The organism is Corallincola luteus, assembly GCF_004336975.1.
GTDB lineage: Bacteria > Pseudomonadota > Gammaproteobacteria > Enterobacterales > Neiellaceae > Corallincola > Corallincola holothuriorum.
On record NZ_SJXE01000009.1, the window covers coordinates 170,872 to 194,916 of the forward strand.

The following is a 24,045-nucleotide window of genomic DNA, read 5'->3' on the forward strand; positions in this document are numbered from 1 at the left end:
ATCACCCGATTAACAAGGAAACGCTCCATGGTTGGACGACCAAGTGAAGATAGCCGCGTCCGACAGCGGCTAATTGATGCTGCGGCGCAACTATTTACGTCGCTGCCTTACGAAAAAGTCAGCACTCGTGCCATCGCGACCCGAGCAGACTCCAACATAGGTATGATCCGCTACTACTTTGCTAACAAAGCAGGCTTATTCGAAGCAGTCTGTCGCCAGTTCATCGATCAGATGACAGCACAGTTGGAACGGTTTGTGAGTAATAGTAGCGTCGATGGGCTGGGCGATATTATCAGCGGCTATTACGAAACGATGGCGCCGCTGCCGGCATTTCCGAAACTGGTGCAGCGGGCAATGTCATTGCCGGAAGATGATCCTTCCCGACAGATCATCCAGCGCCTGTTTACCCATATCAACGACACCTTCGACCGGAAGATAGATGCCAGCATGAGTACAGCGGATCTTAAGCCAGATCTTGATCCTAAACTGATCCGTATGTCCCTTATCAGTCTGATGGTATTTCCATTCCTAATGCCACCGGCCATCATGCAGATGCAAGGCATCAAGTTAGATACTAATTTCCTACAACGTTTAGCGAAACATAATAAGGAACTGTTAAAACATGGGCTTTCAGCTTAACTCCCTCACGCCGAAAAAGCGCCTATTTGTCTACGGTGTGGGGGCTGGTTTACTGGCTCTTATTGTCATCATCGCGCTAAAAGGCAAACCAGCACTTTCACCTTCCACAGAGAACGCTGCGGCAGTCGACATACTGGTCGTCAAACAACAGCTGATTGCGCCAACCATTGAGGGCTTCGGCCGTGTCGAGCCGAAGCAGATATGGCAAGCTGTTGCCGAAGTAAGCGGCCGTGTGGTTTACCGTAACCCAGACATGTATAAGGGCAAAACCCTACCAGCAGGTAGCACGCTGCTGCGTATCGACCGCACTGATTATGAGATCAGCCTGGCAGAGGCCGAAGCTGACCATCGCGCCATTGAAGTACAACTCGAAGGGAAAACCTTAGAACGGCAAAACTTAGCGCTGTCTTTGCAAATCGAGCATGATCGTCTGGCGCTGTCCAAACAAGAGCTTACCCGGAAAAAACAGCTAAAGAATAAAAACCTAGTGTCCCAGTCTGAGCTGGATCTTGAAGCGCAAAACCTACTGCAACAGCAGCAAAAGGTGCAAGAACTGGAAAACCAGTTAAAGCTGATGCCTAACGAAGAGGAACTGTTGCAAGCACAACTCCGCCAAGCCAGCGCCAGAGTTGATGATGCCAAACGCAAACTGGATAAAACCGAGGTAGTACTGCCCTTTCGAGGCAGAATCGCAGAAGTTGACGTCGAGTTGGACCAAGTTGTTAATAGTCAGCAAGTGATGGTCAGCGCCCATGGTATGCAACTGATGAACGTGAATGCGCAAGTATCCATTCACGATATGCGAACACTGGTACGGAGTTTGAACTTCAAGCCACTGGACAATGGCATGCCACAAGTCTCTGAACTGGGAATGACTGCCGAGCTAATCCTGGAAGGATTCGATTTTAACTATCGTTGGCCCGCCAGCGTTGACCGGATCAGTGACACGGTTGATCCCAGCCAAGCCACGGTCGGTATCTTTCTGGAAGTTGAGCAAAACTGGCAAGAGATTGAGCCCGCTGTTAAACCACCGCTGGTCAACGGCATGTTTCTCCGTGCGGAAATTAAGGGCAAGCCTAAAGCCCATTGGCTATTACCACTAAAAGCACTACACGGTAATCAGATATATCTGCTGGATAACAATGATCAGTTACAGATCATTCCAGCGAAGATGCTGTTCTTCAACGGCCAATCAGTGGCCATTACCGCCGAACTTTCGCCGGGTGATCGCGTGATCACCACAGATCTAATGCCCGCGGTGGCTGGCATGGCACTGAAAGTAATCAACACCGAGGTTCAGCCGTGATCAACTATTTTACGCGGCACCCAACCGCAGCCAACCTATTGATGTTATCGATGATTTTGGTTGGCTTAATGGTGATCCCAACGATCAAGCGGGAGACCTTTCCAGAATTCGAATCTGATTTTGTGCAAGCACAGATAGTGCAACCGGGTGCGGCGCCTCAGGACGCCGAAGAAAACCTGTGTCAGCGAATGGAAGATGCCGTTGATGGCCTATCAGATATCGAAGAAGTGCGTTGTGAAGCCGTGGAAGGGATGGCCACCCTGACCCTAAAGCTCAATAGCGGCACAGATATCAGCCGCATGTTGCTCGATGTACAGACTCAGATTAATGCGGTGAAAGACTTTCCCGATGAAGCTAATCCACCGGTCGTCACCGAGTTGTCCCGTACCAAACCGGTCATGGATGTCGCTCTAGTCGCCGATCTACCAGCGTCGGAGCTAAAGGCTTATGCCGAACAACTGAAGCGCCGCATCAAACTTGAAGCGGGCGTTAAACTGGTCACCATCAATGGCTTCTCTGATCATCAAATATTGGTGGAACTGTCGCTGACAGATATACGTCGTCTCGGCTTATCAGTCGGTGATATTGCCGACAAATTACGTCGGCAAAACGTGCGCCTGCCCTCCGGCACCATCGAGACCCACGACAAGAACCTGCTGATCCGTTTTGATGAACAAAAGGTCACCCCTGCGGCATTGGCAGAAACAGTGATCAGTTCAAATACCGATGGCGGTATCGTCAGGCTCGGCGATGTTGCCGTGCTCACGGATCGCTTTGAGCTGGACGAAGAGCATGTGCTGTTTGATGGCAAACCGGCCGCCATCTTGTCCATCAGTAAAAACAAAGAGGAGGACGTACTCAAAGTCAAAGAAGACTTGCTGCGACTGCTTGATGAGATACGCCCTAACCTGCCCGCAGGTGTGACGTTACAAACCACCAACGACATGTCTTCACTGGTCTCAGATCGTCTGAGTATGATGATCAAAAACGGTTTGCAGGGGGTGTTCCTCGTTTTCCTAACCATGTGGCTGTTCTTCAGTCTTCGCTACTCATTTTGGGTCGCCATGGGCTTACCCGTTGCCTTCTTAGCGGCCGTAGCGATGATGCCATTGTTTGGCCTGTCGATTAACGTGATGACGCTGGTCGCTTTTCTCATGGCGATCGGCATCATGATGGATGATGCCATTGTGATAGCGGAGTCAATCGCTTCCCATGTAGAACGCGGTATGGAGCGTTCTGAAGCCATTGTTGCAGGCGTTAAAAAGGTTGCACCGGGCGTGCTGTCATCGTTTTTAACCACGGTATTTATCTTCTCATCTCTGCTGTTTCTTGATGGTCAGATGGGCAATGTTCTAAAAGTCGTTCCCTTAACACTGCTACTGATCCTGACAATCAGTTTATTGGAAGCGTTTTTGATCCTGCCTAATCACCTGTCCCATGCGCTCAGCAAAAACAGTGACGGCGATGCGCCAAGAGGGATCCGCGCTTGGTTCCATCAGCACTTTGAAGCGTTTAGAAACAACCAGTTGGTCAACGCCGTTGAGTGGGTTGTTAAATGGCGCTACGGCTTCTTGGGCGCGATCATCGCCCTATTTTTACTCTCGCTCTCCTTGGTGGCTGGCGGCGCGGTGAAATTTATCGGGTTTCCAGAACTTGATGGCGATATCGTCGAAGCGCGCGTGGTACTGCCACCCGGTGCAACGCTGATGGAAACAAAAACAGTGGTCGAAAAGATCGTCGCGGCAGCAGAAAAAGTAGATGAACGCTTTTCTGCCGAGGAAGTGGACCAAAGCTATGTGCAACACCTGACTGAAAAATTCAATTTCAATAACGATGCGAAAGAGAAAGGCCCACATGTCGCCACCGTCCGCTTGGATCTGCTAAGCGCGGAACTACGCCACGGATCAATACACGAGTTCATTCGCCAATGGCGTGAAGAAACCGGCGAGTTAGCCGCCCCCTTGTCTATGGTATTTAAACAACCAGAGATGGGGCCCGCGGGACGAGCCATCGAAATTCGCATACGGCATGACGATCTATATCTGCTTAAGCAGGTCTCCACCGAGGTCCAACAATACCTATCGAATTTTCAGGGGGTTTACGGTTTACTCGATACCATGCGCCCCGGTAAAGAGGAAATATTAGTCACCTTACGTCCCGGTGCAGAGGTGTATGGTATCGATGGTCAGATGCTCGCCAGCCAGCTGCGCGGCGCCTATTTCCACCAAACCGCTGATGAGATCCAAGTGGGGCCGGAAAATATCCAGATCGACGTTAAGCTGGCCAAAGCTGATGCGGCTAAGCTAAGCAATCTTCTCAACTTTCCTATTAATGTCGGCGACAAACAGGTGCCACTTGCTTCACTGGCCGAGATAGCCTTTCAACGCGGGTTTGTCCGTATTGAACGGATAGATGGCCTGCGAACAATCAGTGTGCTGGGCGATGTCGATGTCAGCCAGGCCAACACCAACGAGGTACTGCAGCTGTTCCGCAACGAGCTGATGCCACAATTGTTGGCGAAGCATCCAGGGCTGCGTATAGAGTTCGAAGGAGAAGTTAAAGAAAGCGCCAAGACCGGAAGCTCCATGGGCAAAGGCTTCTTGCTCGGTCTCTTTGGCGTCTTTGCGATATTAAGCCTGCAGTTCAAAAGCTATTTGGAACCCGTCACCGTCATGGTTGCGATCCCTTTAGCTTTAATTGGTGTGCTTTGGGGGCACCTGCTACTCGGCTATAGCTTGTCTATGCCATCAGTGATGGGCTTTGTATCACTGGCAGGGATCGTGGTGAACGACTCTATCCTGCTGGTGCAATACATTCGTCATCACGTCGAAGAGGGGGATAGCGTGCATGAAGCCGTGGTACAAGCCAGTCGTGAGCGTTTTCGCGCGGTCTTTATCACCTCGATGACCACTGCCGCGGGGATGCTACCACTGATGCTGGAGACCAGCTTGCAAGCGCAAGTGCTCAAGCCCCTAGTGATATCTGTGGTCTTTGGCATCTTCGCTTCAACAGCACTGGTACTGTTTATGGTGCCGGCCTTTTATTCAGTATTGGATGACTTTGGCAAAGTAAGCTTTGCCAATAAACAGGATGCTCATTAGGGTAGTTTAGCCTGTATAATACTCAGCCATTAAGCGGCCAATGGCTGAGTTTCTTACGACATATAAATAGCGTTCAGAGCGTTAATATCATAGCCAGCGTCAGCCAACTTCTTGTTGTGCAACTTTTAGTGAAAATCGTAGTCTACTAGCGTTTGAAAGAAGCGCCTTGATAGACTCACTACCTCGTTTATTGCACTATCTTCACCGTGAATCACAGTGGCGGCAAACGAAGTAAGTCTAAGCATTTCGGCTGTGGCAGACCCGCTTTTGAAGATGAGGCTCAGTTGGATAAACCAGTGACGCTCTTCCGTATCCCGACCATTCAGATAGGGAAGTAGAATTTACGCCGACGGTTAGAACCACTCTCAGTACACTAAAAAATCGCATAGTCAGCACAGAGGAAAAATTGAACACGTCAGCCGCAAATACCAAATGTAATCAAAAAACTGAAGAAGCAATCAGCAGTTTTCAAGTCGCCCTATTAGTCTTGTCTTTTTATGTTTTGTTGGCCTTGATCGTGCAAAGTCTATTCGAATTACCAGCAGAAGTTGTCGATATTCTCGATATCGCCGACAACGCTATCTGCCTGATTTTTATGACGGACTTTTTTATTAGATGGTACCGTGCCGATAACCGAAAACAGTTTATGAAATGGGGTTGGATAGATTTTATTTCCAGTATCCCAATGATCGATCCGCTCCGCTATGCCCGCGTCGTACGTATCGTCAGGGTGATGCGTATTCTGCGAGCAGTACGTTCAACAAAAGTACTTATCAGCTACGCCATGCGTCATAAAACAGAGAGTTCTTTTACTCTCGTTTGTACCGTGTCACTGCTGATGATTATCTTCGCTGCCATCGCCATCTTACAACTGGAGCAGGGAGTTGAGGGGGCAAATGTAGAAACCGGCGCGGATGCGTTGTGGTGGTCGTTTGTGACGATAACAACGGTGGGTTACGGTGACTATTACCCTGTCTCCATCGGTGGGCGGATTATCGCTGCTATGTTGATGGTCGCGGGTGTTGGACTGTTCGGTACCTTTACCGGTTTTGTTGCATCCTGGCTACTGGAGGAGGATGAGGAACGCAAGGATCAGCATGCCATTACAAATCTGCGTGATGACATCAAGACACTCCAAGTACAGCTAAACGAACTGCAAGCAGTGATTGCTCAGCAGAATAATAACGCAACATCAGCATCCGCGTCGTCGCCTAAAACTGATGAAACAAAAATGTCGTAAAATTGCCACGAAGACATCATCATCTCGACGTTAATCTGGGGGTATTAGTAGCTACAGAACTCTCCTTTGAAAAAGTTAAAAAGCTATCAATACGAGCGCTATGCACTGCTGTGCCAAGCGTCCTACCCGACAGACTTTGATCACACCGCTTACGGGTTCAATACTGAAGGCCACTGCCTTATCCGCGATTTAAGTGGTCAAGTATCAATTCGGGTCATGTGGGGAGAAAAAAGAGAAGTTGTCGTGGTGTTCAGAGGGACTTACCACTTAACCGATTGGCTAACTAATCTGGCACTATTTCCAGTAAAACGAACATATCCAGGTGCAAGCTATCGCGTCCACTGGGGCTACTCTCGGTTGCTGGAGCTACCCAGTCCGTTGGCAAAATACGCCACCGAACCTTCCCTATTGCCGACGACTCCACTCGTATCTCAAATCATGCCTCGGGATCACGCAGAAAAAGAGCGGAACGTCAGCGTATATGAACGGCTCCAACAAGTTCTTGAACCGCTCATTGCTGACGGTAAACGGATTACACTAACCGGGCACTCCTCTGGTGGCTCTATGGCCATCTTGGCAGCAGATAGATTAGAAAGACGCTATCCAACCAAGGTAAAACGAGTGATCACGTTCGGTCAGCCCGGCACTGGCACATGGAGCTTCAAAAAGCAGTACTTATTGCATAAACGTACGTACAGGATCTGCTGTGATATCGATATTGTAACTTTTTTACCGCCTATTCCCGGACTTTACTGGCATGTTGGGCGGATGCTATGGCTGCATAACGATAAGATTTACGAAAATGTCTCTGAGCACTTTCGCCTGGTCAAAAGCTTAACCAGCTGGCTCATGATGCCAATCAGTTACCATGACATGGGGAAATATATTCGTAGAAAAGATTTTTTTGATAAGCACTAAGCCGATGGCAGCTTATCGAAAGAGGCATTGCCAAATTCAGGGAGTAACACACATATGCCCTCCCCGAGTGACAAGCATGCTCAGTTTATGCGGACGAGTTGTGCGCCGAGCAGGTGTGGCATCAAATAGGTATCGGTGCTAGCAGACATCACCGTCCAGTTACCCATACTATTTTTTTCAAAATAAGCCGACTTAACTCGCTTGGCATCGGCTTTCGCCAACGTCAATGCGCTACCATGGAATTCATACTCACCAGACAGCTTTAGACTCGCACAGTTAATCTGTACACGATCCATGCTTAGCTGTTGAATTGTTGCTGGGTAGTGATTGCCATCAAGCAAAGTGATCTGCCACTCGCCTTTCAGGCCAAGATCTGTCGGCTGCGTTGCGCAACCGCTCGTCAATACTGCTATAAGAGCCGAGAATACAACTACTCGCCAATACGTCATAGCTACTTCACCTACTTGTTATTTTCTTGTTATAAAACGCCTAATTTTTGCGCATCTTATAGCAAGCTAATATTAAATAGAATGCCCCAAATCAACCATTTGATGACGTTCTTCATAACAACATGATAAACAAACTAATTTAGTTTAAGCTATTTTCCGGTGTCAGGTTTTTTTACACTTTAAATTCAGCAACTTACAAACACAAGAGCAACCTTCACACCTATCAGTCACACAACTAAATTAAGCCCTATCAGTCTCTTTTAACGTATCTAACCTACAAAAATAAGCCACAGAAATTGGTATCAAAGAAGTAATACCAAATAGGAGAAAAATCACGCCTGCGCTAACGAATTCGACGGTAGCAGGTAGATAACACAAAGCCAGCTATTTCGGTGAAACGAAGAAACGATGCTCAAGCACCTTAGTAAAGAGCGTGTGATTGAGATGAAAATGGGGTAACCACAGATGTAACAGAGAGAACCCACGAGCAACCAGAAAAAAGGGCACCGTAGGTGGTGCCCTTGTATCGCTATAAGTTAGCCTATCATCGAATACTATTCACTTACTTCCGGCAGCCCTTTTAGCGAGCGCAAAAACAAGCCTACGCCACCAACGGACAACACTAAGATCACAATGAGATCGAATGAGGTCATGGTACGCATGCTGAAGTTTATCGAGGAGATCACGCCAAAGATAAGCGCCACCAGTGAGCCGATGGTTAGGATCCAACCAAGGATATTTTTGCTGTTGTAAAAAATAAGCCCAATACCAAAGATAAACGGGATCATCACCATACCGCTGGTGATTCCCCAGCCTGAGCCAAAGGAGTATAGAGAGGTACGCATACCAAAGCTGGAGCGCACTGTAATGGCATTAAACAGCATATAAAAACCGCCACACATCATTACCAAGCCAATAAAGAATTGCCCTACTCCACCGCTGGTTCCGCCTGCTCCGCGCATCGCTTCTTCTCCTGAGTTCTGTTTATTCATTTTGATTTACTGCTACCTTCAATCAACTCTCACCCGCTCATATTAATAGCAGGCTATATTAGGCGAACTTCTGCCACAAACGCTCAAACTGTTCCAGATAGGAAGCACATAGCGTTTCACTGTCCGTCACCAAAATGTTCTCTTCGTTCTTATCTGTCGCGCTGCGGGTCCAGTTAAAACTGCCGTTAAGCAAGGTTCCGCGGTCAAATAGCGCAAATTTGTGGTGCATATGATATTCAGTGCGATCCATACGTAACGGCACGCCCTGTCTAGCTAACTGGTCAACATCACTGCCACTGTCGTTGGCTTTGTCATTATCTGTGATGATCCGCACCTGCACGCCGCGATCATGAGCTTTCTTAATCGCAGCACTGAGGCGGTCATCTGAGATAGTAAAGACACAGATATCAATGTTGCGCTTGGCTTGGTGACAAAGGTCAACGATCTTCTTCATGCAAGCCGTGCCTGGGCTGAAATAAGCTCCCGAGGTGATCGCTTGTTTGCGCGTGGCCTGATCAAGGGTTTTCACCACCCGCTCCAGCCAACCAAGCGCCGACAACGCTTCAGCAGCATTATCATCTCCACTAGCCGTAGCAATTTTGTCACGGGCAATAGCAAACGCTTTGTTGCGAATAAAGCTCACTTTATCTGCGCTTAATGGTCGAGCAAGCTCCTTCAGCTCCGCCCGCTCACTGTCACTGAGCTTAAGATCATCGAAGCTATCAATCAGTTGTTTTTCTAATACGCTTAACTCACTCATCATGCATCCTCTGCACTCTGCTTACCGCCTTTAAGCGCGGCTAATTCATGCTCCAACTTGCCAATATTACGCAACAAGATCTGGATCTGATCGTTATCATCTGGCGCCAACGAGTGGGCGATAATTTGCAAGCTCTGAGTTAGCGTCGCCAGCTGATTTTCTAACCCAGGAATGGGCTGATTCACCACTTCAACACGGGATAACGCTTTTGCGAACACCTTCGACAACGTCAGAAAAGCGCGGGCCGACTTATTGAACTTGGCACGGGATGCCGAGTGCTGTGCTTCAACCACTTCAATATGACGATCACTAGCCGCTTGTTGTGCCTGAGACAGCTCTTTTGACAACTGAACGATCGCTTGTGAGGTTTGCTCGCTGCCGCTATCCGCAACTTCCGGCTTATTGACCATCAGTTCTGCCGCGCCTTTTACGCTGCTAACTAAGTCGTGCAGTTGTCCAACCACCTGCATGCCAGTATCGGCATCGTCGCCGCCCATCGCTTTACTACGGGCAAAGTCGGCCTTGATCTGCTGCCAACGAGCCGCTTCTGCATCGGTATGTGTGCCGCGCATCTCACCCAGTTTTAATAGGTTCTCTTCCGCCCCGCCGGTAAGTAGTTGTGCCTCTCCGAGATAATGATCAGCAATCACCTGCTTTAGCTCGGCGTCGTTCATCACCGCCGAGATCTTCTCCGCCATCTTGTTCATGTTGCGGTATGAACCCTGCAACTTAAACGCGGGCTCGGTACGGTATTTTTCCGCCTGGGAGGCACTAACGATGTACTGCTTGTTTACTTTCAGCAGCACATCACGCACCACCATCAATTTACGCAGCACATCCAGGATCTCATTAACCTCGGCGCCACTATAACTATGGCTAAGGTCATTGGTATTGATGGTGTCGGTTTCCACCATTTTGGCAAAGCGATAGAGATCCTGCATATCTCGGGTTGCTAGCGGTTGCAGCACCTGATTCGAGGTCAGACTGTTTTCGATATAGCTCAGTGCAAACGGCGCTTCCATGCCGCCAAGCACCTCACCTAAGTTGTAGATATCGGCACGGTTCGCCAACATGTCGGGGATCTTAAACACTTCGCCGGATTCAGTGTATGGGTTGCCCGCCATCACCACACAGAATTTCTTGCCGCGCATATCGTAGGTTTTTGATTCGTTACGCCATACCCCCTCAATACGACGGGTACCGTCACACAAGGAGATAAATTTCTGCAAGAACTCGGGGTGGGTATGCTGAATATCATCAAGATACAGCATCACGTTATTGCCCATCTCCAGCGCCAGGTTGAGCTTCTCCAGCTCCTGCTTCGCGGTAGCGTTGGGCGCTTGCGTTGGATCCAATGAATCCACTTCATGCCCCAGCGACGGACAGTTGATCTTCATAAAGATCAAACCCAGCCGGTTCGCCACATACTCCATCAACGTGGTTTTACCGTAACCGGGCGGCGAGATCATCATCAACAAGCCCATTAAGTCGGTACGCTTGTTTTCGCCCACGGTGCCCATCTGTTTCGCCAAGTTATCGCCAATAATTGGCAGGTAAACTTGATTAATCAGCTGGTTACGAACAAATGAACTGAGTGGTCGCGAAACAAATTCATGCAGCTTTAATTGTTTACGACGATCGCTGATCACCTGCTGTCGCGTATTGAGGTACTCATGATAGGCCGGCACAAACTGATCTCTGTGCTGCTGATAGTTGGTCAGGAAGCTATCCAAGCGCAACTGCAGTGACTGACTGTCAATGCGGCTATGTTCACCCAAGAGGCCATCCACACTGAAATTAAGATCCGCTTCGCTGTGACGACGGGAAACTCTCTCTTCGGCGTTAATGATCGCCACGGCTTCAGGAACGTAGGCGGCTAATGCCTCCGCTGTATCCGCGGCGCCTGCTTTCTTACTGGCTAACATCGCGGTTAACCAGCTGTGGGTTAACGCCCAGCGCTCCCCCGCTTTGCCAACCAACTGCTGCAATGCTTCTTCAAATGTGCGCAGCGCTTTGCCAGCTTTAAGAGACTGCTTTAGCTCATCTGCCAACTGACGGGCGTACTTACTGGTTTCAAACTCCACCCTGTCGTTGGCCAGCTCACGCACCAAATAGCTCACCGCACGTTGGCAGTCGCTCTGGCTGACCGGAATGGTATGCAATTCAAGATAGGTATTCAGCTGACTCAGCAGCTCCTGCTCCAGTAAAACGAGTGCTTCGCCACTGGCAAACAGGGTTTGCATAGTCAATGCCGAGCGTGCCCGCTGTGGGCAGCTTTTCGCCCAAGCTTGTTGCTGATTGTTAGCCCAAAAGATAATCGCTAAACCACGACTCAGCGGATCAAACCGCAACAGGCCGACGCTTTGCCGTAAAGGCAACACTTTGGCCAGGATCAGCGCAGCATCATGGTCATGAACCCCTTTCTGATAGCCCTCTTTATATCTTGGCGCAGCAAACTCTCTGGCGATCTTAACCAGCGCCTCTTGCTCACTGGCAGCGCTGCTTAGTAACTCTGGTGTAAGGCCATGCTCATGCATATCAGCGCTATCGAGGATCAATCCAGCCAGATATTCAGCGCGGTAGATCTCAGCAGATTCAGATTCGATATCCGCCTGCCAGTATTGGCTCAATTCAGCCAGCCGCTTATCTTCTACTGGCTCGAAATAGTCGGTACCGGTGAGGTGGAAATTAAGCTGGTTATTACGCGGTAAGATAGTGATATCTAGCGGCTGGGTATTCACACTAAATTTGTGCCGTGGTCCCAGCTTGATGACGTTACCGCCCTCTTCATAGATCTCGCTCTTATCTCGCAGCGATTTCAGCGCTTGATCTTTACCCATCTTAAAACGGGCATCGATATCATCGGCTTTCACCTGATCATCGAGTCCGCGCAACTGCTCGCTGATCTCCCGTACTTTCATCACCAGCGGATCGGCGGCATAAAAGCTGTTCAGTTCATCAGGCTCGGTGAAACGCTGTACCCGTTTTTGAATGTTACTGAGAATACGGCTGGCGGCATCCTGCAGGTTCTGTGCCTTGCGCTGGCGCTCATCAAGTAGCGCTTGTTTCTGCGCCTCAAAGCTTTCGTAAACTTCTTCCCGCTTGGAAAGAATATCGGCCAAGAACTCGTCATGCTCACTGAACTGGCTCTCCAGCTCTTCTAGCTGCACCAGCAAGCGCGTCAGCTGCTCATCACACTTCTCCGGCGTGGTGGCCGCACTCAGGGCATTGGTAATACCTTGAGAAAACAACTTAAACGACGCGGAAAACTCAGCCACAGCTTCTGCCGAGCCGAGCTCTTTTTGCTTGTGTCCGGCACGGGCACGGCTCTGATTTAACTTGGCGTAAACCTCAGAGATCGCCTCAACAATGGCGGTACGCTGCTGTGCGTCATCCACTTTCAGGCTGGTCATCAGCTCAGATAGCAGATCCAGCTCTGAAGCCATCTTTTCGAGTCCGGCGACAGGTGCCTCCAGCTCTACAATCGAATTCGCATCGGCTAGCGCCTGTTCCAGCGTCCCTAGACGATCATGGTAGGGGGCAATGGCTTCAGCTGATGAGAGAAATTCGCCGGTTTTCAGTGATATCTTGTCACCGGTTTCTTGTAGCTGCTGCTCCATCTCATCAATACGTGGGGTATTGATATAACGGTAGTCACGGATCGTCAGTAAGTGACCGCGCAGCTTGCGAATGCTGTCGAGGGCATCAACAAAAGCTTCAGCACTGTGCCAACTATCGACATTCATCGATTTGAGCAGCGCTTTTTGCTGTTGTTCCGCCTCAGCCATCGCCAACTCTGACTGCTGACGAATACTTTCTACTTTTTCAAACTCATCTAGCACGAGTTCACTGGTTTTGGCGATCTCGTGTAGCAGATCTGAGATCCCCTGTACTTCCTGATTGTCCAACCAGTAGTAGCTATCAAACAGGCGCAAGGTATTTTTGCACAGTTCATCATATAAACGCGCCGACACGGATTGCTCATCTACGGCACGGCATACACTGTAAAAATCGGAAATAGCACGCACTAATTCAGCATTGCCAATGCGGCCATAGACGCTGTCTTTCACCGGTGCTTTACTGGCATGCTCATCACTGCAATAGGGCGTTTCCCACACCTGCATCGGATGCACGCGGGTTGGCTCATCCCCTTCGGCATAGAAAATCACCATGGTGCCATCATCGAGCATGGCGTAACCATGGCCAAGTAACGGCACTTGCAGGCTTTTCTCGATCAGGTTGTACGCAAACAAGGCGATCGTTGCGTTCTCAGGGTTGTAGAACACATACATGGCATCTTCGCCATTGGGCGAGCGGCGCACACGACGGAAACGCATGCCAGTCATGTCTTCATCAAACAGTTTAAGCCCGCCTGACTCCAGATAAATGCCGCCAGGGAAAATAATGCCGTGATTTTCTGGCAACAGCCGACATGCCTGACCAATAGCATCGACACGCAACACTTCATGGGTCAGCTTGTTAAATAACAAGTAGCGCCAGGTCTCTTCACGATAAGGCAAGATTTTTAGCAGGATCAGGTGGCCGACCTCGGCATAAAACACATCGGCATCATCCAGCGACTGGGTCTGATCCACCACAGCTTCGGCGTAGATCCCCTCTCCGGACGCGGTGTTGTCTTCTATCTTAACGGTCAGATCACCACCGACCGTTTCCACAAACAGGGTATCGAGAATATTGAGGTGAGGATGTTTACCATGAACAGCATTCTCACGACTGGTTGCCTGCCATTCAAAATCATAAGCCGATGGCAAGGCGATATCACGCTCACCACGGTTGTCGATATACTCTACACGTTTGCCATCTGCACTGATCGACCAACGAAACACACGGATATCTTCTTCCCGTTCGCCGATCTGGAAGCTGGCTAGTAACTTGCCATCTTTGACCACCAGCTGCGACAAACGAGTGTTTTTGTAATAGGCGTACAGTTCATTAAACTCACGCACAAAGGCAGCATTGGCCAAAAACGTATCGTCACTGCGCGCGGGCTCTAAATCAAAGCCATCAGCAGTTTTTTGGAAATGATAGAGGGCAAATACATCACTGATGTGAGTCTCTTTTTTTAGCCCCATAAACACGTTGAAGCCAAACAGCAGGTGTTCGCCAACACAGACGATATCCTGGGCAATACAGTTATTTTCCGTGCGGGTACGCAAACGCCCCAGCACTTTCATTTCGGTACTACCAAACTCACTGATACGTGACTGGTTAAGGACATCGACTTCTTCTCGAAGCTGCTTCCCTTGCCCTTCCAAGCGCTTACGGATCACTTCATAAGCGCCACCTTCGGTCACTGCCTTATCAACGATACCGGCTTCAGCGCCTTGTTTATCTTGGTTTTTATCCTGCACCCTGTGTACTCCCTGCGTGCTGTCGAAACAGTTTGGCCACACTGACATCCCATGATGTATTCCTGAGACGTCAGGTGAAACTGGCCAGCCATATTGACCGTCCTAATGCGGAGTTAACTTCGCATTAGGACGCTTGCCATAGGGCTTACAACAGATCGGTTGATGAGGTTGAGCTAGAAGGTTTCTTGCCCCCTTTCCCGCCACCCAGCGCCATCACCTTGCTTAACAGCTCCTGCACCACGGGGCTTTTACCCACGATCCCTTCAACTGATTTACCAACAGACAGAGACTTGGCGAACGAATCAAAGAACTCGCCCTGACCGCCAACAATGTCGATATTGGCATTCGACAACGCAGCTGACAGAACTTCAGCCTGCTCTTTGGCGATCTCTTTGCTCGCGCCGATAGACGCAATCGCTTCTTCAAACTGCTTCTCAAGCTGCATACGGAACTCTTCGTGGCTGCGCGCCTGATCGCTCATGGCATCCATCGCCTTGAACTTATCCACTAAACCTTCAGCTTCTGCGGTCAATTTCTCGCGAATAACTGTGGCAGCCACCAAACCTTTCTCTTTCTCTGCGGCGGCTTCTGCGAGACCTTGCTGTTCGTCGCCTTTGGCTTGGGCACCCAGCTTCTCTTCCAGCACCTTGGCTTCGGCCAGCCCCTCTTTCTCTTTGGCAATCGCTTGCGCTTCAATCACACGGGCTTTCGCCAACCCTTGCTGCTCATCACCTTGGGCCTGGGCTTCCATCTTTTTCGCGAGTACTTGTGCTTCAGCAGCACCTTCTTTCTCTAGTGCTTCTGCTTTTGCTTCCTGTACACGGGCATCAGCAAAACCTGGCGCCGCACGTTCGGCCTCGAGACCTTCAGCCATACGTTTCATCGCATCGGCTTTCTTTGCTGCCGCTTCCAGTTCAGCTTGTGCCAATACGTTCAGTTCAACGGCTTTATGCTTAGCTTTGGTTTCATCGGCTTCGGCCTGCTTAACCTGCTTAACCAGCTCCTCTTCGGCTTGCGCCTGCGCCTCTAAGATCAACACCTGCTTAGCTCGATCGGCTTCTGAGATTTCACGCACCTCTTTAATACGCTCCTCCTCTTCAGCCACTGTTTTCTCTACTGCCACACGCTCACGGGTCACATTAGCAATATTGGTACGCTCAACTTCCAGGTCTTTTTCTTTGGCGATACGCTCAAGCTCAACTTCACGCTCGCGGGAGACCACTTCCAGATCCTGTGCCCGCGTTACTTTTTCTTTCTCAATCACTACGGCACGCTGACGATTTTCGACCGCAATCTCGACTTCACGCTTACGATTCTCTTCCTGAATATCGAGATCTTGCTGTGTTTTAATGCGGGCCTGTTCCGAACGCAGACGCTCCTCTTCACTGACCTTAATGGTTTCAGCTTCTTCGCGGGCCTTAATTGTGGCAATTTCACGTGCTTGACGGGCTTCGGCATCCGCTTGTTGACGCTCTAACGCCAACATAGACTCTTTGGTCTCCACGTTTTTCTTGGTGATCGCCAACTCTTCATTACGCTCAAATTCGTTGGTTTGCACGTTCTGAGTTGCCGTCAGCTCGGTAATTTTTCGTATGCCCTGAGCATCCAAAATATTGGTAGGATCTAAGGCACTCTTTGGTGTTTGTTCTAAGTAATCGATGGCAACATCTTCAAGAATGTAACCGTTTAGATCATCACCAATCACCTCAACAATCTTTTCACGGAAGGTCAGACGATCTTCAAACAAACGTACAAACTCAATCTGCTTACCGACGGTTTTCAGCGCTTCGGAGAACTTGGCGTTAAACAACTCATTCACCGCCGCTTTGTCAGATGCACGCTCTACGCCAATCGCCTTAGCGACCTTCAATACATCTTCCTGGGTTTCATTAACGCGCAGGTAGAAAGCCACGGTAATGTCCGCCCGCATATTGTCGCGGCAGATCAAACCATCACGTCCTCTTCGATCCACTTCTAGAGTGATCAAAGAGATCTTCATCAGTTCCTTTTTGTAAACCACCGGAATAACTAGACCCCCAGTGAATTTTACTTTTGGTGTCGTACTCATATCGTTGATGATCATTGCGGTTCCTTGCGGAACCTTCTCGTAAAACGCCTTAATCATCATTAAGACAAAGAAAACTAATGCAATCGGTACACCGATAACGACACCCATCCCCATCAAACTGGTAGGATCAAACATCATATTGAATCTTCCTTTTTCAAATTAAATCTGTACAAAAAGTTGGGTAGTAAAACGAGTTATTGTTCAAACAATTCTGCTTCTGTCATCACACGATAGGCATGTGTTTCTGGCAGGTATTCGAGGATCACCACAATGTCACCTCGCGTTAAATTTTGTGTCTCATCTGCCCGAACGCGTAATACCATTCCAGCCCCACCATCTTCCAATGTGGCTTCACCAAAGGTTGGCGTGACCTTAGAAGTTCGAATCACAACCTTTGAACCAACTAAGTCATTGACAGATGTTGCATTAGTGGAACGAAAAAGAGGCTTGAATGGCTTTATAAAGATAGAAGTCAGAGGGATTGACAAGACAAACGCAGCGAGCGCTACGCCGGTACCAAGTACCCATTGCAAAACCCCGGAAAACGAGAACAGAGGATTAATAAGCCAATGCATCGAAAAGAAGCAAATGGTCCAACCAAACAAGGCGAATAATGTGAGAGAGATAGTCAGTGGTACACCAACTAAGCCAAGCTTTAACAACATACCTGCAGCACCGCCAACAGAATTAACATCGATATCGATATCAATATCCAAGACATCCAAATCAAGCATACCTATCGATGCAATGATCCAGAAACACAGCATTACTCCCAACAGGACGGTATAGATAACCGTAGGGAATTGCAGCAAGGTAGCTAAGAAAATATCCATATCATTTATCCCTTATACACAAGCATGCCGTTATGAAGGCAATAATTCACCTGGATGTTTTTAATCGTGGTACTGCACTGCCAATCAAACTGAACGCCATTCCAGGAGTCTTTCAGTACCGGAGTCAAAAACATCACGAGATTAGTTCCTTCAAGGCTGGTCCCAATACTCTTTTCAAACTGAACTCGGATTTCGCCATTATCATCAAGATAGATATCATGAATAACTGGGTCGTTAGGCAACTGACTCACATCAAAACCAAGCTCTTGTAAATCATCAGGAAACTGATCGTTTTCGAGAAAATATGTCGAAATCATGAGCTTTACGACAGCCAACTGACTATAAGCATGGGCAATCTGATTGGCTTGATAATGTTCAGCTAAAAAAGTATTGGCAGTTTCATGTTCGGCTTGTTGCGCTAGGTTATTCCAAAGAGGTTGATAGAAAAAATAACCAGCGACCAACACAAATAAAGAAATAGATACGATATACAATGGCTTATGCTGTCTAAACAACAACCTGCGCAACTGTCTATGAAGCGGTACTCCGGGCTCTCGCTGAGCTAACACTCGCTTTACTATCTTTTCAACGAACACGGGCTCGGTACCCGTGGCTTCAGCTGTCGCTATAATAAATTTCTCTGCGTAATGGCTCTCTTTTAAGCGCTCTTTATGCAGAGTCACAGCATCTAATACTTGCTGATGTTGTTCGTCAGTGATGGTTAATTCCAAAACAAAAATCCCTTAGTTTTGAACCAAAGCGCGAATATACAGAATTAGGCGCCTAACTGCTCTTTACACCCACTATTTTTATGAACAAGCTCTAACAAATTCCAACTAACACAACTGACCTAAGCTCTACGCGTCGCCTCTATCACCTGCTTAACTATCTCAGGTGACACCGAAAACTTGCACACAGACAAAATTTGAATAAAAAGATCCGCAGACATCTTGCCTTTGTTAACCTTCGACCTCAGATTATTGTCCAACTGTGTCGTTCCGAACTGCAGGTATAACTGTTTACTCAGTTCAGCGTACGTCATACCACTTTGCGCCATCATGGTTCTCACCAGGCGTTTAATAACAGAATCGAACGCAGGAGGCGTATCTGTTGTCATAGTGTTTCCTTAGTAATTTCATCGCGCATGTTTGCGCGCTCAATCATTACATATTGTGAATGATATGAGTATTGGTCAATACGAACCAAAAAGCAACAAAACAAAACAAATGTTGAATATAGTTGACATTTATTATTTTTGAGAACATCCTTAAGTGGCTGGTTCGCCAGCACCCATAACACGGAGTGAATCATGAGCTGGACTACACAAACTTTATTAGACGCGATGTACGAACTTGATGCGATTACTTCTGGAGAGGTAACTGTATCTTTGGTAGGCGACTGCTTGGCAGCCACCATGCATGAGCAGGGTGACCTGCCCGTCGTTATCAGCATCTCTGAAGATCAGATGTTGATGGAGTCTGTATTGTTTCCGGTTGCAGTAGTTAAGGACAAGGTAGCGTTGAACGATGAGTTCCTTCGCAACCATAAGTACCTGCCGCTTTCTACCGTTGCCATTGAAACCATTAACGGCGAGGACCATTACGTCCTATTTGGTGCGCTGAGTGCGACATCAACCATAGAAAACGTAATGCTGGAACTCACTAGCTTGGCAGATAACGTATTAACCGTTGCCGAAGCGTGTGAAGATCAAATTGCCCGTCACCCTGCAGCCGAATAAGAGGAATTTATCATGAGTTTATTTAAGAAACTGTTTACTTTCGGTCGTGCTATCAAAGCCGAGATGGAAGAAGAATTTACCGACGCTCAAGCAATCCGTTTGCTGGAGCAGCATATCCGCGACGCACGCCAGGCAATGGACGTAGCAGGTCGTAGCCGTATTGATTTAGCAGGTAAGAAGAAACTGGCTGAATCTAAGGTGGACAAGTTGCAAGCAGAGATCAGCAAATATGAAAACTTTGCCGTAGAAGCCCTAAGCAAAGGTGATGAAGCCTTGGCTGGCGAAGTGGCAGAAAAAATTGCAGCGCTGGAAACTCAGTTCACTGAAGACAAAGCGCATCTGGATACAATTAAGGCTGATTTTGCCCGTATCGAAACCACTATCGCTAAAAGCAAGAAACAGTTAGCGGAAATGGAGCGTCAACTGGCGCAGGTGAAAGCGACCGAAGCAGTACAAAAAGCACAAGAGCAGATCGCTGCAACCAGTATCAATGCCAACTCAAAAGTAGCCAATGCCGCAGATTCACTGCAGCGCATCAAGAATAAGCAAGCAGAGAAGCAAGCTAAACTTGAAGCAGCGGAAGAGTTATCTGACGACGGCAATGAACTAGAGAAAAAACTCAAGGACGCTGGGATCGGTAGTTCTACTTCCTCAGCTAACTCCGTGTTAGAGCGACTGAAAGCAAAACAAGCAGGCTAATAAAGGACGATTACCATGCAGTGGTGGTTGCGCTGGGCTAGCCTGCGCCTCAATCAACACCTGCGTTCACTAACTTGGCCGGCACTTGCCGGCCTTGTCGTTGGTCACGCAGTCACTTCTTATGCCTTGCTTTATTTGGCAGGCGAAACCGCATTAACCGAAAACCTCAGCCGTTATATTTACTGGTTTATGGTCACCATATCTACCGTAGGTTACGGCGATTATTCGCCGGAGAGTGCCTCTGGCATGTGGGCTGTCACACTGTGGGTTATCCCCCTCGGTTTAGGTCTATTCGGTTCATTTATCGGCAAACTTGCCACTACTATCTCGCTAATGTGGGAGCAAACCATGAAAGGTGAACGTGATTTCGGGCATCTGTCTAATCACATTGTGTTGATCGGCTGGACGCCGATGCAGACACTAAAGATTATCGAACTGATACTGGGTGATAAAAACCGCCAACAACGTCAGATCCTTCTATGCGTGACAGATGAGATGGAACACCCCTGCCCTGACCGTATTGAAGTTAACTTTATTCGCGTTGAAAGCTATTCTGAACCTAGTTCATTGCAGAGAGCTGGAATTGAAGAAGCGGATAAAGTAATAATTGATGGCGACAGTGACGAAGAGACTTTGGCCATCGCTTTAAGGGTTGGCGCATTGACTCAGCCAGATTCCACCCATGTCTGCGCTTACTTTGAAAGTGAATCGATGGCGCAACTAGTAGAAACGGCTTATCCCCATATCGAAGTCAGTACCTCACGCGAGGCTGAGCTGCTGACACGTTCCATGCAAGATCCCGGCTCCAGCCGAGTATTTGAACAACTGATGAATACGCTCGACGGTGCCACGCAGTTTTCATTAACTATTCCAGTTAATGCACCGACCGCAAGTTTTGGCGAGCTATTTATCTACCTAAAACAGCAACATGATGCCACCCTGATTGCCGTGGCCGACCATAGCACTCAAGGTGAAGTGGAGATCAACCCGGCGATGAACAAACCACTCAGCTCAGGCGTAACGCTATATTATATTGCCGCCCAACGCTTAACAGAGTCGAGCGTTAACTGGTCAGCATTATCCCCGGAGAAAGCATCATGAGTTTTTTCAAAGATCTGTTCGGTAAAAAGAAGCAAGAGGAAGCACCCAAGCAGCCTGAAAAAGGCTTGTTTGGTTTGCATCTGGGTTGTGCCGTAGAGCTAAGCTCGTTGGATTTTCGCGTACTCGGTGACGAATTAAAGATGGAGTTTCCGGGCGACACGCAATTAATTGAAGCGATTAGCCGTACCTCTCTTGGCGCAGGGTCTTATATGCTGCGTTACTACACCAGCGACGATGCTTTTATCCAGATAAACTACAGTGGCGACGAAACTGAACATAATGTCGAAGATGTATTGCTGTTTGTTTACGATAAGAGCAACGCCATCGCAACCAAAGCGGAGTGGGAAAAAGTTATCACCGCCGACTTTATTGGTACCCCGACCTTTCAACACAGTGACCGCGAATTCCAACGGGTATTTTTTGGCGATAACGACGGTAACGTGCCTCCCGTGGCCATGACTGAAAAGGTAGAAAACAAAGCCGGCGAACGTTATAGCGTTGATAACTTCTGTATGCTGTATGAAAGAGGCATTAACGACGATATCAACGAATTGCTATTGATTAATGCCGAGGAGAGCGGTGACAATGAGCGCATGCTTAGTTACGCCCTTGGCGTCAACCTATCACCGTCGCAATTTAGAGTGATCAGCTAAAGATAACCCAACGGCCTAGATAAACAATATCCGGTCGTTATAACACCAAGAATCAGCGTCAAATTTAAACAATTAAGGAAGCGAATAACTATGTTTATGGAATCCCTTCAGGGTTTACCTGCTTTTGCCCTCTATTTCGTCAGCGGCTACGTAATGATCCTGCTGTTTACCGCCATCTATACCAAAGCAACACCACACTGTGAATGGACCTTAATGCGCGAAAACAACAGTGCAGCGGCAGTTGCCTTTGGTCTAACCGTCGTGGGTTTCACCATCCCTGTTGCCAGTGCAGCCATCAACTCTGTGGGTGTCATCGACTTTATTATCTGGGGTGGCGTTGCCATGGTAACTCAGCTATTAACCTACTTTACTGTCCGCTTCTATATGCCGCGGTTGACTGAGCGCCTAACTGCCAATGAGCTGCCTGCGGGTGTATTCCTTGGTTGTTGCGCATTGGCAACCGGTATTTTGAACGCTGCCTGTATGACCTACTAGAGGAGCGTCAAAATGAAACGTTCCCGTACAGTCAAACTTACTCTGATGGGACTCGCTGGCGGCATGGTGACAGGCTGTAGCGAGCCACAAGAAGAGATCGTTACTTTTAAAAGTGTGGCAGAGTGCAAGGCCAGCGGCTTGTTTGAAGCCAGTGATTGCGAGTATCAATACGAAAAAGCAGTAGCAGCAAACCAACTGGAAGCACCACGCTACGATAGCCGGTACAACTGTGAAATGGACTTTGGTGCAGAGCAATGCCAGCCATCACGCAGCAGCGGCTTCTGGCAGCCCTTTATGGCTGGTTACATGATGTCGATGATCGCTCGCGATGTAGGCAATAGCCTCTATTATCGTAGCGCTTATTCACGCCCTTTATACCGTTCACGTGACGATTGGGGTATGTACCGTACCAGTAATAACTATCCGGTAGGCAGCTACGGCAGCACTGGCCGAGCCAGTAAATTACCGCGCTCTATCATGACAACAGTGCCAAATAACTCCGGCCAAATTAAACGCAGTTCTGGCCAGTATGGCAAAAAAGCCGCGACGGTCAGCCGTGGTGGTTTTGGTTCTAAAACAGCTGCTCGCGGCGGCTGGGGTAGTTAGTGCTACGTATCGCCTGTGCACCGCGGCCTAATCTGCTGCAACGTGCTAACCAGTATGGGTTCGACTTTCATACCATTGATGGCGAACCCTACTGGGACGAAAACCACTACTATCAATTCACGCTCCAGCAGATTGAACGGGATCTTGAAGATCCTACCAACGAGCTAGAAGCGCTCTGCATGGATCTGGTTGAGCAAGTTGTTCGCGATGAGTATTGGCTAACAAAACTCCAGATCCCCAAGCATCAGTGGCAACTCATTCTTGATTCATGGCGCTTCAAAGAGCCGAGTTTGTACGGGCGAATGGACTTTGCTTACAACGGCAACGGCCCTGCCAAGCTACTTGAATACAACGCTGATACACCAACCTCCATCTACGAAGCCGCTTTCTTCCAATGGATCTGGCTCGAAGATCAGGTCAAAGCCGGCACCCTGTTACGTAGCACTGACCAGTTTAATTCTATCCAGGAAAAGCTGATCGCCCAGATGGCAAAGATCCCCTCTGATGGTGAAATGCACTTTGCCTGTTGTCAGGACAGTACCGAAGATCGGGCAACCGTCGAATATCTGGAAGATTGCGCTCAGCAAGCCGGAGTCGCAACACGCTTTATCTATGTCGAAGATATCGGCGTTAACACCAAAGGTCAGTTTACCGATCTCGACGACTACGAGATAAGTTGCCTGTTCAAACTCTATCCTTGGGAGTGGATGCTCACGGATCCTTTCAGTGATTACTTAGCAAAATCGAAAACCCGCTTTGTCGAACCCGCCTGGAAAGCGATCCTGAGCAATAAGGGGATATTGCCCCTGTTGTGGCAATTTCATAAAGGCCACCCCAACTTGCTGCCATCCTATTTTGAAGGTGAACAAAAGGCCGATTTAGGCAACAGCTACTGTAAAAAGCCACTGTTTAGCCGTGAAGGCGCAAATATCTCACTGATAGAAGATGGCAAACCCACACTGGCCGTCGGCGGTGAGTACGGTGAAGAGGGCTATATATACCAATCTCTCAGCCCCCTGCCCCGCTTTAACGAGAGCTTTACCCTCATCGGTAGCTGGGTGGTCGGCCACGAAGC

20 protein-coding genes are annotated in these 24,045 nt (G+C 48.6%); 12 read left to right on the forward strand and 8 right to left on the reverse strand.

Going from position 1 to position 24,045, the window contains the following annotated elements; genetic code table 11:
• Positions 1-27: 27 nt before the first annotated feature.
• The 5 genes from EZV61_RS15875 (at position 28) to EZV61_RS15895 (ending at position 7,204) form a co-directional block, all read left to right on the forward strand.
• Entirely contained in the window at positions 28-639 is a 612-nt protein-coding gene (locus EZV61_RS15875; protein ID WP_165569640.1) for a TetR/AcrR family transcriptional regulator, read from the forward strand.
• Entirely contained in the window at positions 623-1,945 is a 1,323-nt protein-coding gene (locus EZV61_RS15880; protein WP_114338504.1) for an efflux RND transporter periplasmic adaptor subunit, read from the forward strand. Before EZV61_RS15875 ends, EZV61_RS15880 begins: the two co-directional genes overlap by 17 nt.
• Positions 1,942-5,046 carry an efflux RND transporter permease subunit gene (locus EZV61_RS15885; protein WP_131416886.1) on the forward strand — a complete coding sequence of 1,035 codons (3,105 nt, stop codon included), beginning with the start codon at positions 1,942-1,944 and terminating at the stop codon, positions 5,044-5,046. The genes EZV61_RS15880 and EZV61_RS15885 overlap by 4 nt, the downstream gene beginning before the upstream one ends.
• 406 nt (positions 5,047-5,452) lie before the next feature.
• On the forward strand, positions 5,453-6,286 hold the full coding sequence (locus tag EZV61_RS15890) for a potassium channel family protein (protein WP_205695400.1): 834 nt from the start codon (positions 5,453-5,455) through the stop codon (positions 6,284-6,286).
• A gap of 66 nt (positions 6,287-6,352) precedes the next feature.
• Positions 6,353-7,204, forward strand: a complete 852-nt coding sequence (locus EZV61_RS15895; RefSeq protein WP_114338502.1) for a lipase family protein — start codon at positions 6,353-6,355, stop codon at positions 7,202-7,204.
• 80 nt (positions 7,205-7,284) lie between these two features.
• Here EZV61_RS15895 and EZV61_RS15900 read toward each other — a convergent pair whose 3' ends face one another.
• The 8 genes from EZV61_RS15900 to EZV61_RS15935 form a co-directional block, all read right to left on the reverse strand.
• The gene (locus tag EZV61_RS15900; RefSeq protein ID WP_131416888.1) at positions 7,285-7,653 is read right to left on the reverse strand and encodes a hypothetical protein; all 369 of its coding nucleotides are present in this window, start codon (positions 7,651-7,653) and stop codon (positions 7,285-7,287) included.
• Positions 7,654-8,207: 554 nt separating this feature from the next.
• Positions 8,208-8,615 (reverse strand): hypothetical protein, encoded by a 408-nt coding sequence (locus EZV61_RS15905; RefSeq protein WP_114338625.1) that lies wholly within the window; start codon positions 8,613-8,615, stop codon positions 8,208-8,210.
• 88 nt (positions 8,616-8,703) lie between these two features.
• The gene (locus EZV61_RS15910; protein ID WP_131416890.1) at positions 8,704-9,405 is read right to left on the reverse strand and encodes a phospholipase D-like domain-containing protein; all 702 of its coding nucleotides are present in this window, start codon (positions 9,403-9,405) and stop codon (positions 8,704-8,706) included.
• Entirely contained in the window at positions 9,405-14,777 is a 5,373-nt protein-coding gene (locus EZV61_RS15915) for a DNA repair ATPase (protein WP_205695401.1), read from the reverse strand. The genes EZV61_RS15910 and EZV61_RS15915 overlap by 1 nt, the downstream gene beginning before the upstream one ends.
• Before the next feature lie 145 nt (positions 14,778-14,922).
• On the reverse strand, positions 14,923-16,983 hold the full coding sequence (locus EZV61_RS15920; protein WP_240695225.1) for a flotillin family protein: 2,061 nt from the start codon (positions 16,981-16,983) through the stop codon (positions 14,923-14,925).
• Positions 16,984-17,039: 56 nt separating this feature from the next.
• Complete coding sequence (locus tag EZV61_RS15925) at positions 17,040-17,678, reverse strand: OB-fold-containig protein (protein ID WP_131416894.1); 639 nt, start codon at positions 17,676-17,678, stop codon at positions 17,040-17,042.
• 5 nt (positions 17,679-17,683) lie between these two features.
• Positions 17,684-18,409: a hypothetical protein gene (locus EZV61_RS15930; RefSeq protein WP_131416896.1), complete on the reverse strand. Its 726-nt coding sequence runs from the start codon at positions 18,407-18,409 to the stop codon at positions 17,684-17,686.
• Positions 18,410-18,528: 119 nt separating this feature from the next.
• Positions 18,529-18,795 carry a DUF6471 domain-containing protein gene (locus EZV61_RS15935; RefSeq protein WP_130565349.1) on the reverse strand — a complete coding sequence of 89 codons (267 nt, stop codon included), beginning with the start codon at positions 18,793-18,795 and terminating at the stop codon, positions 18,529-18,531.
• A 192-nt stretch (positions 18,796-18,987) separates the two neighbouring features.
• Between EZV61_RS15935 and EZV61_RS15940 the strand changes: the two genes are divergently transcribed.
• The 7 genes from EZV61_RS15940 to EZV61_RS15970 form a co-directional block, all read left to right on the forward strand.
• Positions 18,988-19,416, forward strand: a complete 429-nt coding sequence (locus tag EZV61_RS15940) for a YjfI family protein (RefSeq protein ID WP_114338497.1) — start codon at positions 18,988-18,990, stop codon at positions 19,414-19,416.
• Positions 19,417-19,428: 12 nt separating this feature from the next.
• The gene (locus EZV61_RS15945; RefSeq protein ID WP_114338496.1) at positions 19,429-20,115 is read left to right on the forward strand and encodes a PspA/IM30 family protein; all 687 of its coding nucleotides are present in this window, start codon (positions 19,429-19,431) and stop codon (positions 20,113-20,115) included.
• Between the two features lie 15 nt (positions 20,116-20,130).
• Positions 20,131-21,216, forward strand: coding sequence for a potassium channel family protein (locus EZV61_RS15950; protein ID WP_131416898.1), 1,086 nt, complete (start codon positions 20,131-20,133; stop codon positions 21,214-21,216).
• Positions 21,213-21,869 carry a YjfK family protein gene (locus EZV61_RS15955; RefSeq protein WP_131416900.1) on the forward strand — a complete coding sequence of 219 codons (657 nt, stop codon included), beginning with the start codon at positions 21,213-21,215 and terminating at the stop codon, positions 21,867-21,869. The genes EZV61_RS15950 and EZV61_RS15955 overlap by 4 nt, the downstream gene beginning before the upstream one ends.
• A 90-nt stretch (positions 21,870-21,959) precedes the next feature.
• Positions 21,960-22,364, forward strand: a complete 405-nt coding sequence (locus tag EZV61_RS15960) for a DUF350 domain-containing protein (RefSeq protein ID WP_213014108.1) — start codon at positions 21,960-21,962, stop codon at positions 22,362-22,364.
• 12 nt (positions 22,365-22,376) lie between these two features.
• Entirely contained in the window at positions 22,377-22,970 is a 594-nt protein-coding gene (locus EZV61_RS15965; protein ID WP_114338493.1) for a DUF1190 domain-containing protein, read from the forward strand.
• On the forward strand, positions 22,970-24,045 hold a 1,076-nt coding region (locus tag EZV61_RS15970), incomplete at its 3' end, for a glutathionylspermidine synthase family protein (RefSeq protein ID WP_131416902.1). The genes EZV61_RS15965 and EZV61_RS15970, both read left to right, overlap by 1 nt.

Excerpts from the sequence above, each read along its gene's own strand:
- EZV61_RS15905 (WP_114338625.1), bottom strand. The coding sequence starts at position 8,615 with ATGCGCGGAGCAGGCGGAACCAGCGGTGGAGTAGGGCAATTCTTTATT.
- EZV61_RS15940 (WP_114338497.1), top strand. The coding sequence starts at position 18,988 with ATGAGCTGGACTACACAAACTTTATTAGACGCGATGTACGAACTTGAT.
- EZV61_RS15960 (WP_213014108.1), top strand. The coding sequence starts at position 21,960 with ATGTTTATGGAATCCCTTCAGGGTTTACCTGCTTTTGCCCTCTATTTC.
- EZV61_RS15965 (WP_114338493.1), top strand. The coding sequence starts at position 22,377 with ATGAAACGTTCCCGTACAGTCAAACTTACTCTGATGGGACTCGCTGGC.
- EZV61_RS15950 (WP_131416898.1), top strand. The coding sequence starts at position 20,131 with ATGCAGTGGTGGTTGCGCTGGGCTAGCCTGCGCCTCAATCAACACCTG.
- EZV61_RS15875 (WP_165569640.1), top strand. The coding sequence starts at position 28 with ATGGTTGGACGACCAAGTGAAGATAGCCGCGTCCGACAGCGGCTAATT.
- EZV61_RS15945 (WP_114338496.1), top strand. The coding sequence starts at position 19,429 with ATGAGTTTATTTAAGAAACTGTTTACTTTCGGTCGTGCTATCAAAGCC.
- EZV61_RS15910 (WP_131416890.1), bottom strand. The coding sequence starts at position 9,405 with ATGAGTGAGTTAAGCGTATTAGAAAAACAACTGATTGATAGCTTCGAT.
- EZV61_RS15955 (WP_131416900.1), top strand. The coding sequence starts at position 21,213 with ATGAGTTTTTTCAAAGATCTGTTCGGTAAAAAGAAGCAAGAGGAAGCA.
- EZV61_RS15880 (WP_114338504.1), top strand. The coding sequence starts at position 623 with ATGGGCTTTCAGCTTAACTCCCTCACGCCGAAAAAGCGCCTATTTGTC.
- EZV61_RS15935 (WP_130565349.1), bottom strand. The coding sequence starts at position 18,795 with ATGACAACAGATACGCCTCCTGCGTTCGATTCTGTTATTAAACGCCTG.
- EZV61_RS15925 (WP_131416894.1), bottom strand. The coding sequence starts at position 17,678 with ATGGATATTTTCTTAGCTACCTTGCTGCAATTCCCTACGGTTATCTAT.
- EZV61_RS15900 (WP_131416888.1), bottom strand. The coding sequence starts at position 7,653 with ATGACGTATTGGCGAGTAGTTGTATTCTCGGCTCTTATAGCAGTATTG.
- EZV61_RS15920 (WP_240695225.1), bottom strand. The coding sequence starts at position 16,983 with ATGATGTTTGATCCTACCAGTTTGATGGGGATGGGTGTCGTTATCGGT.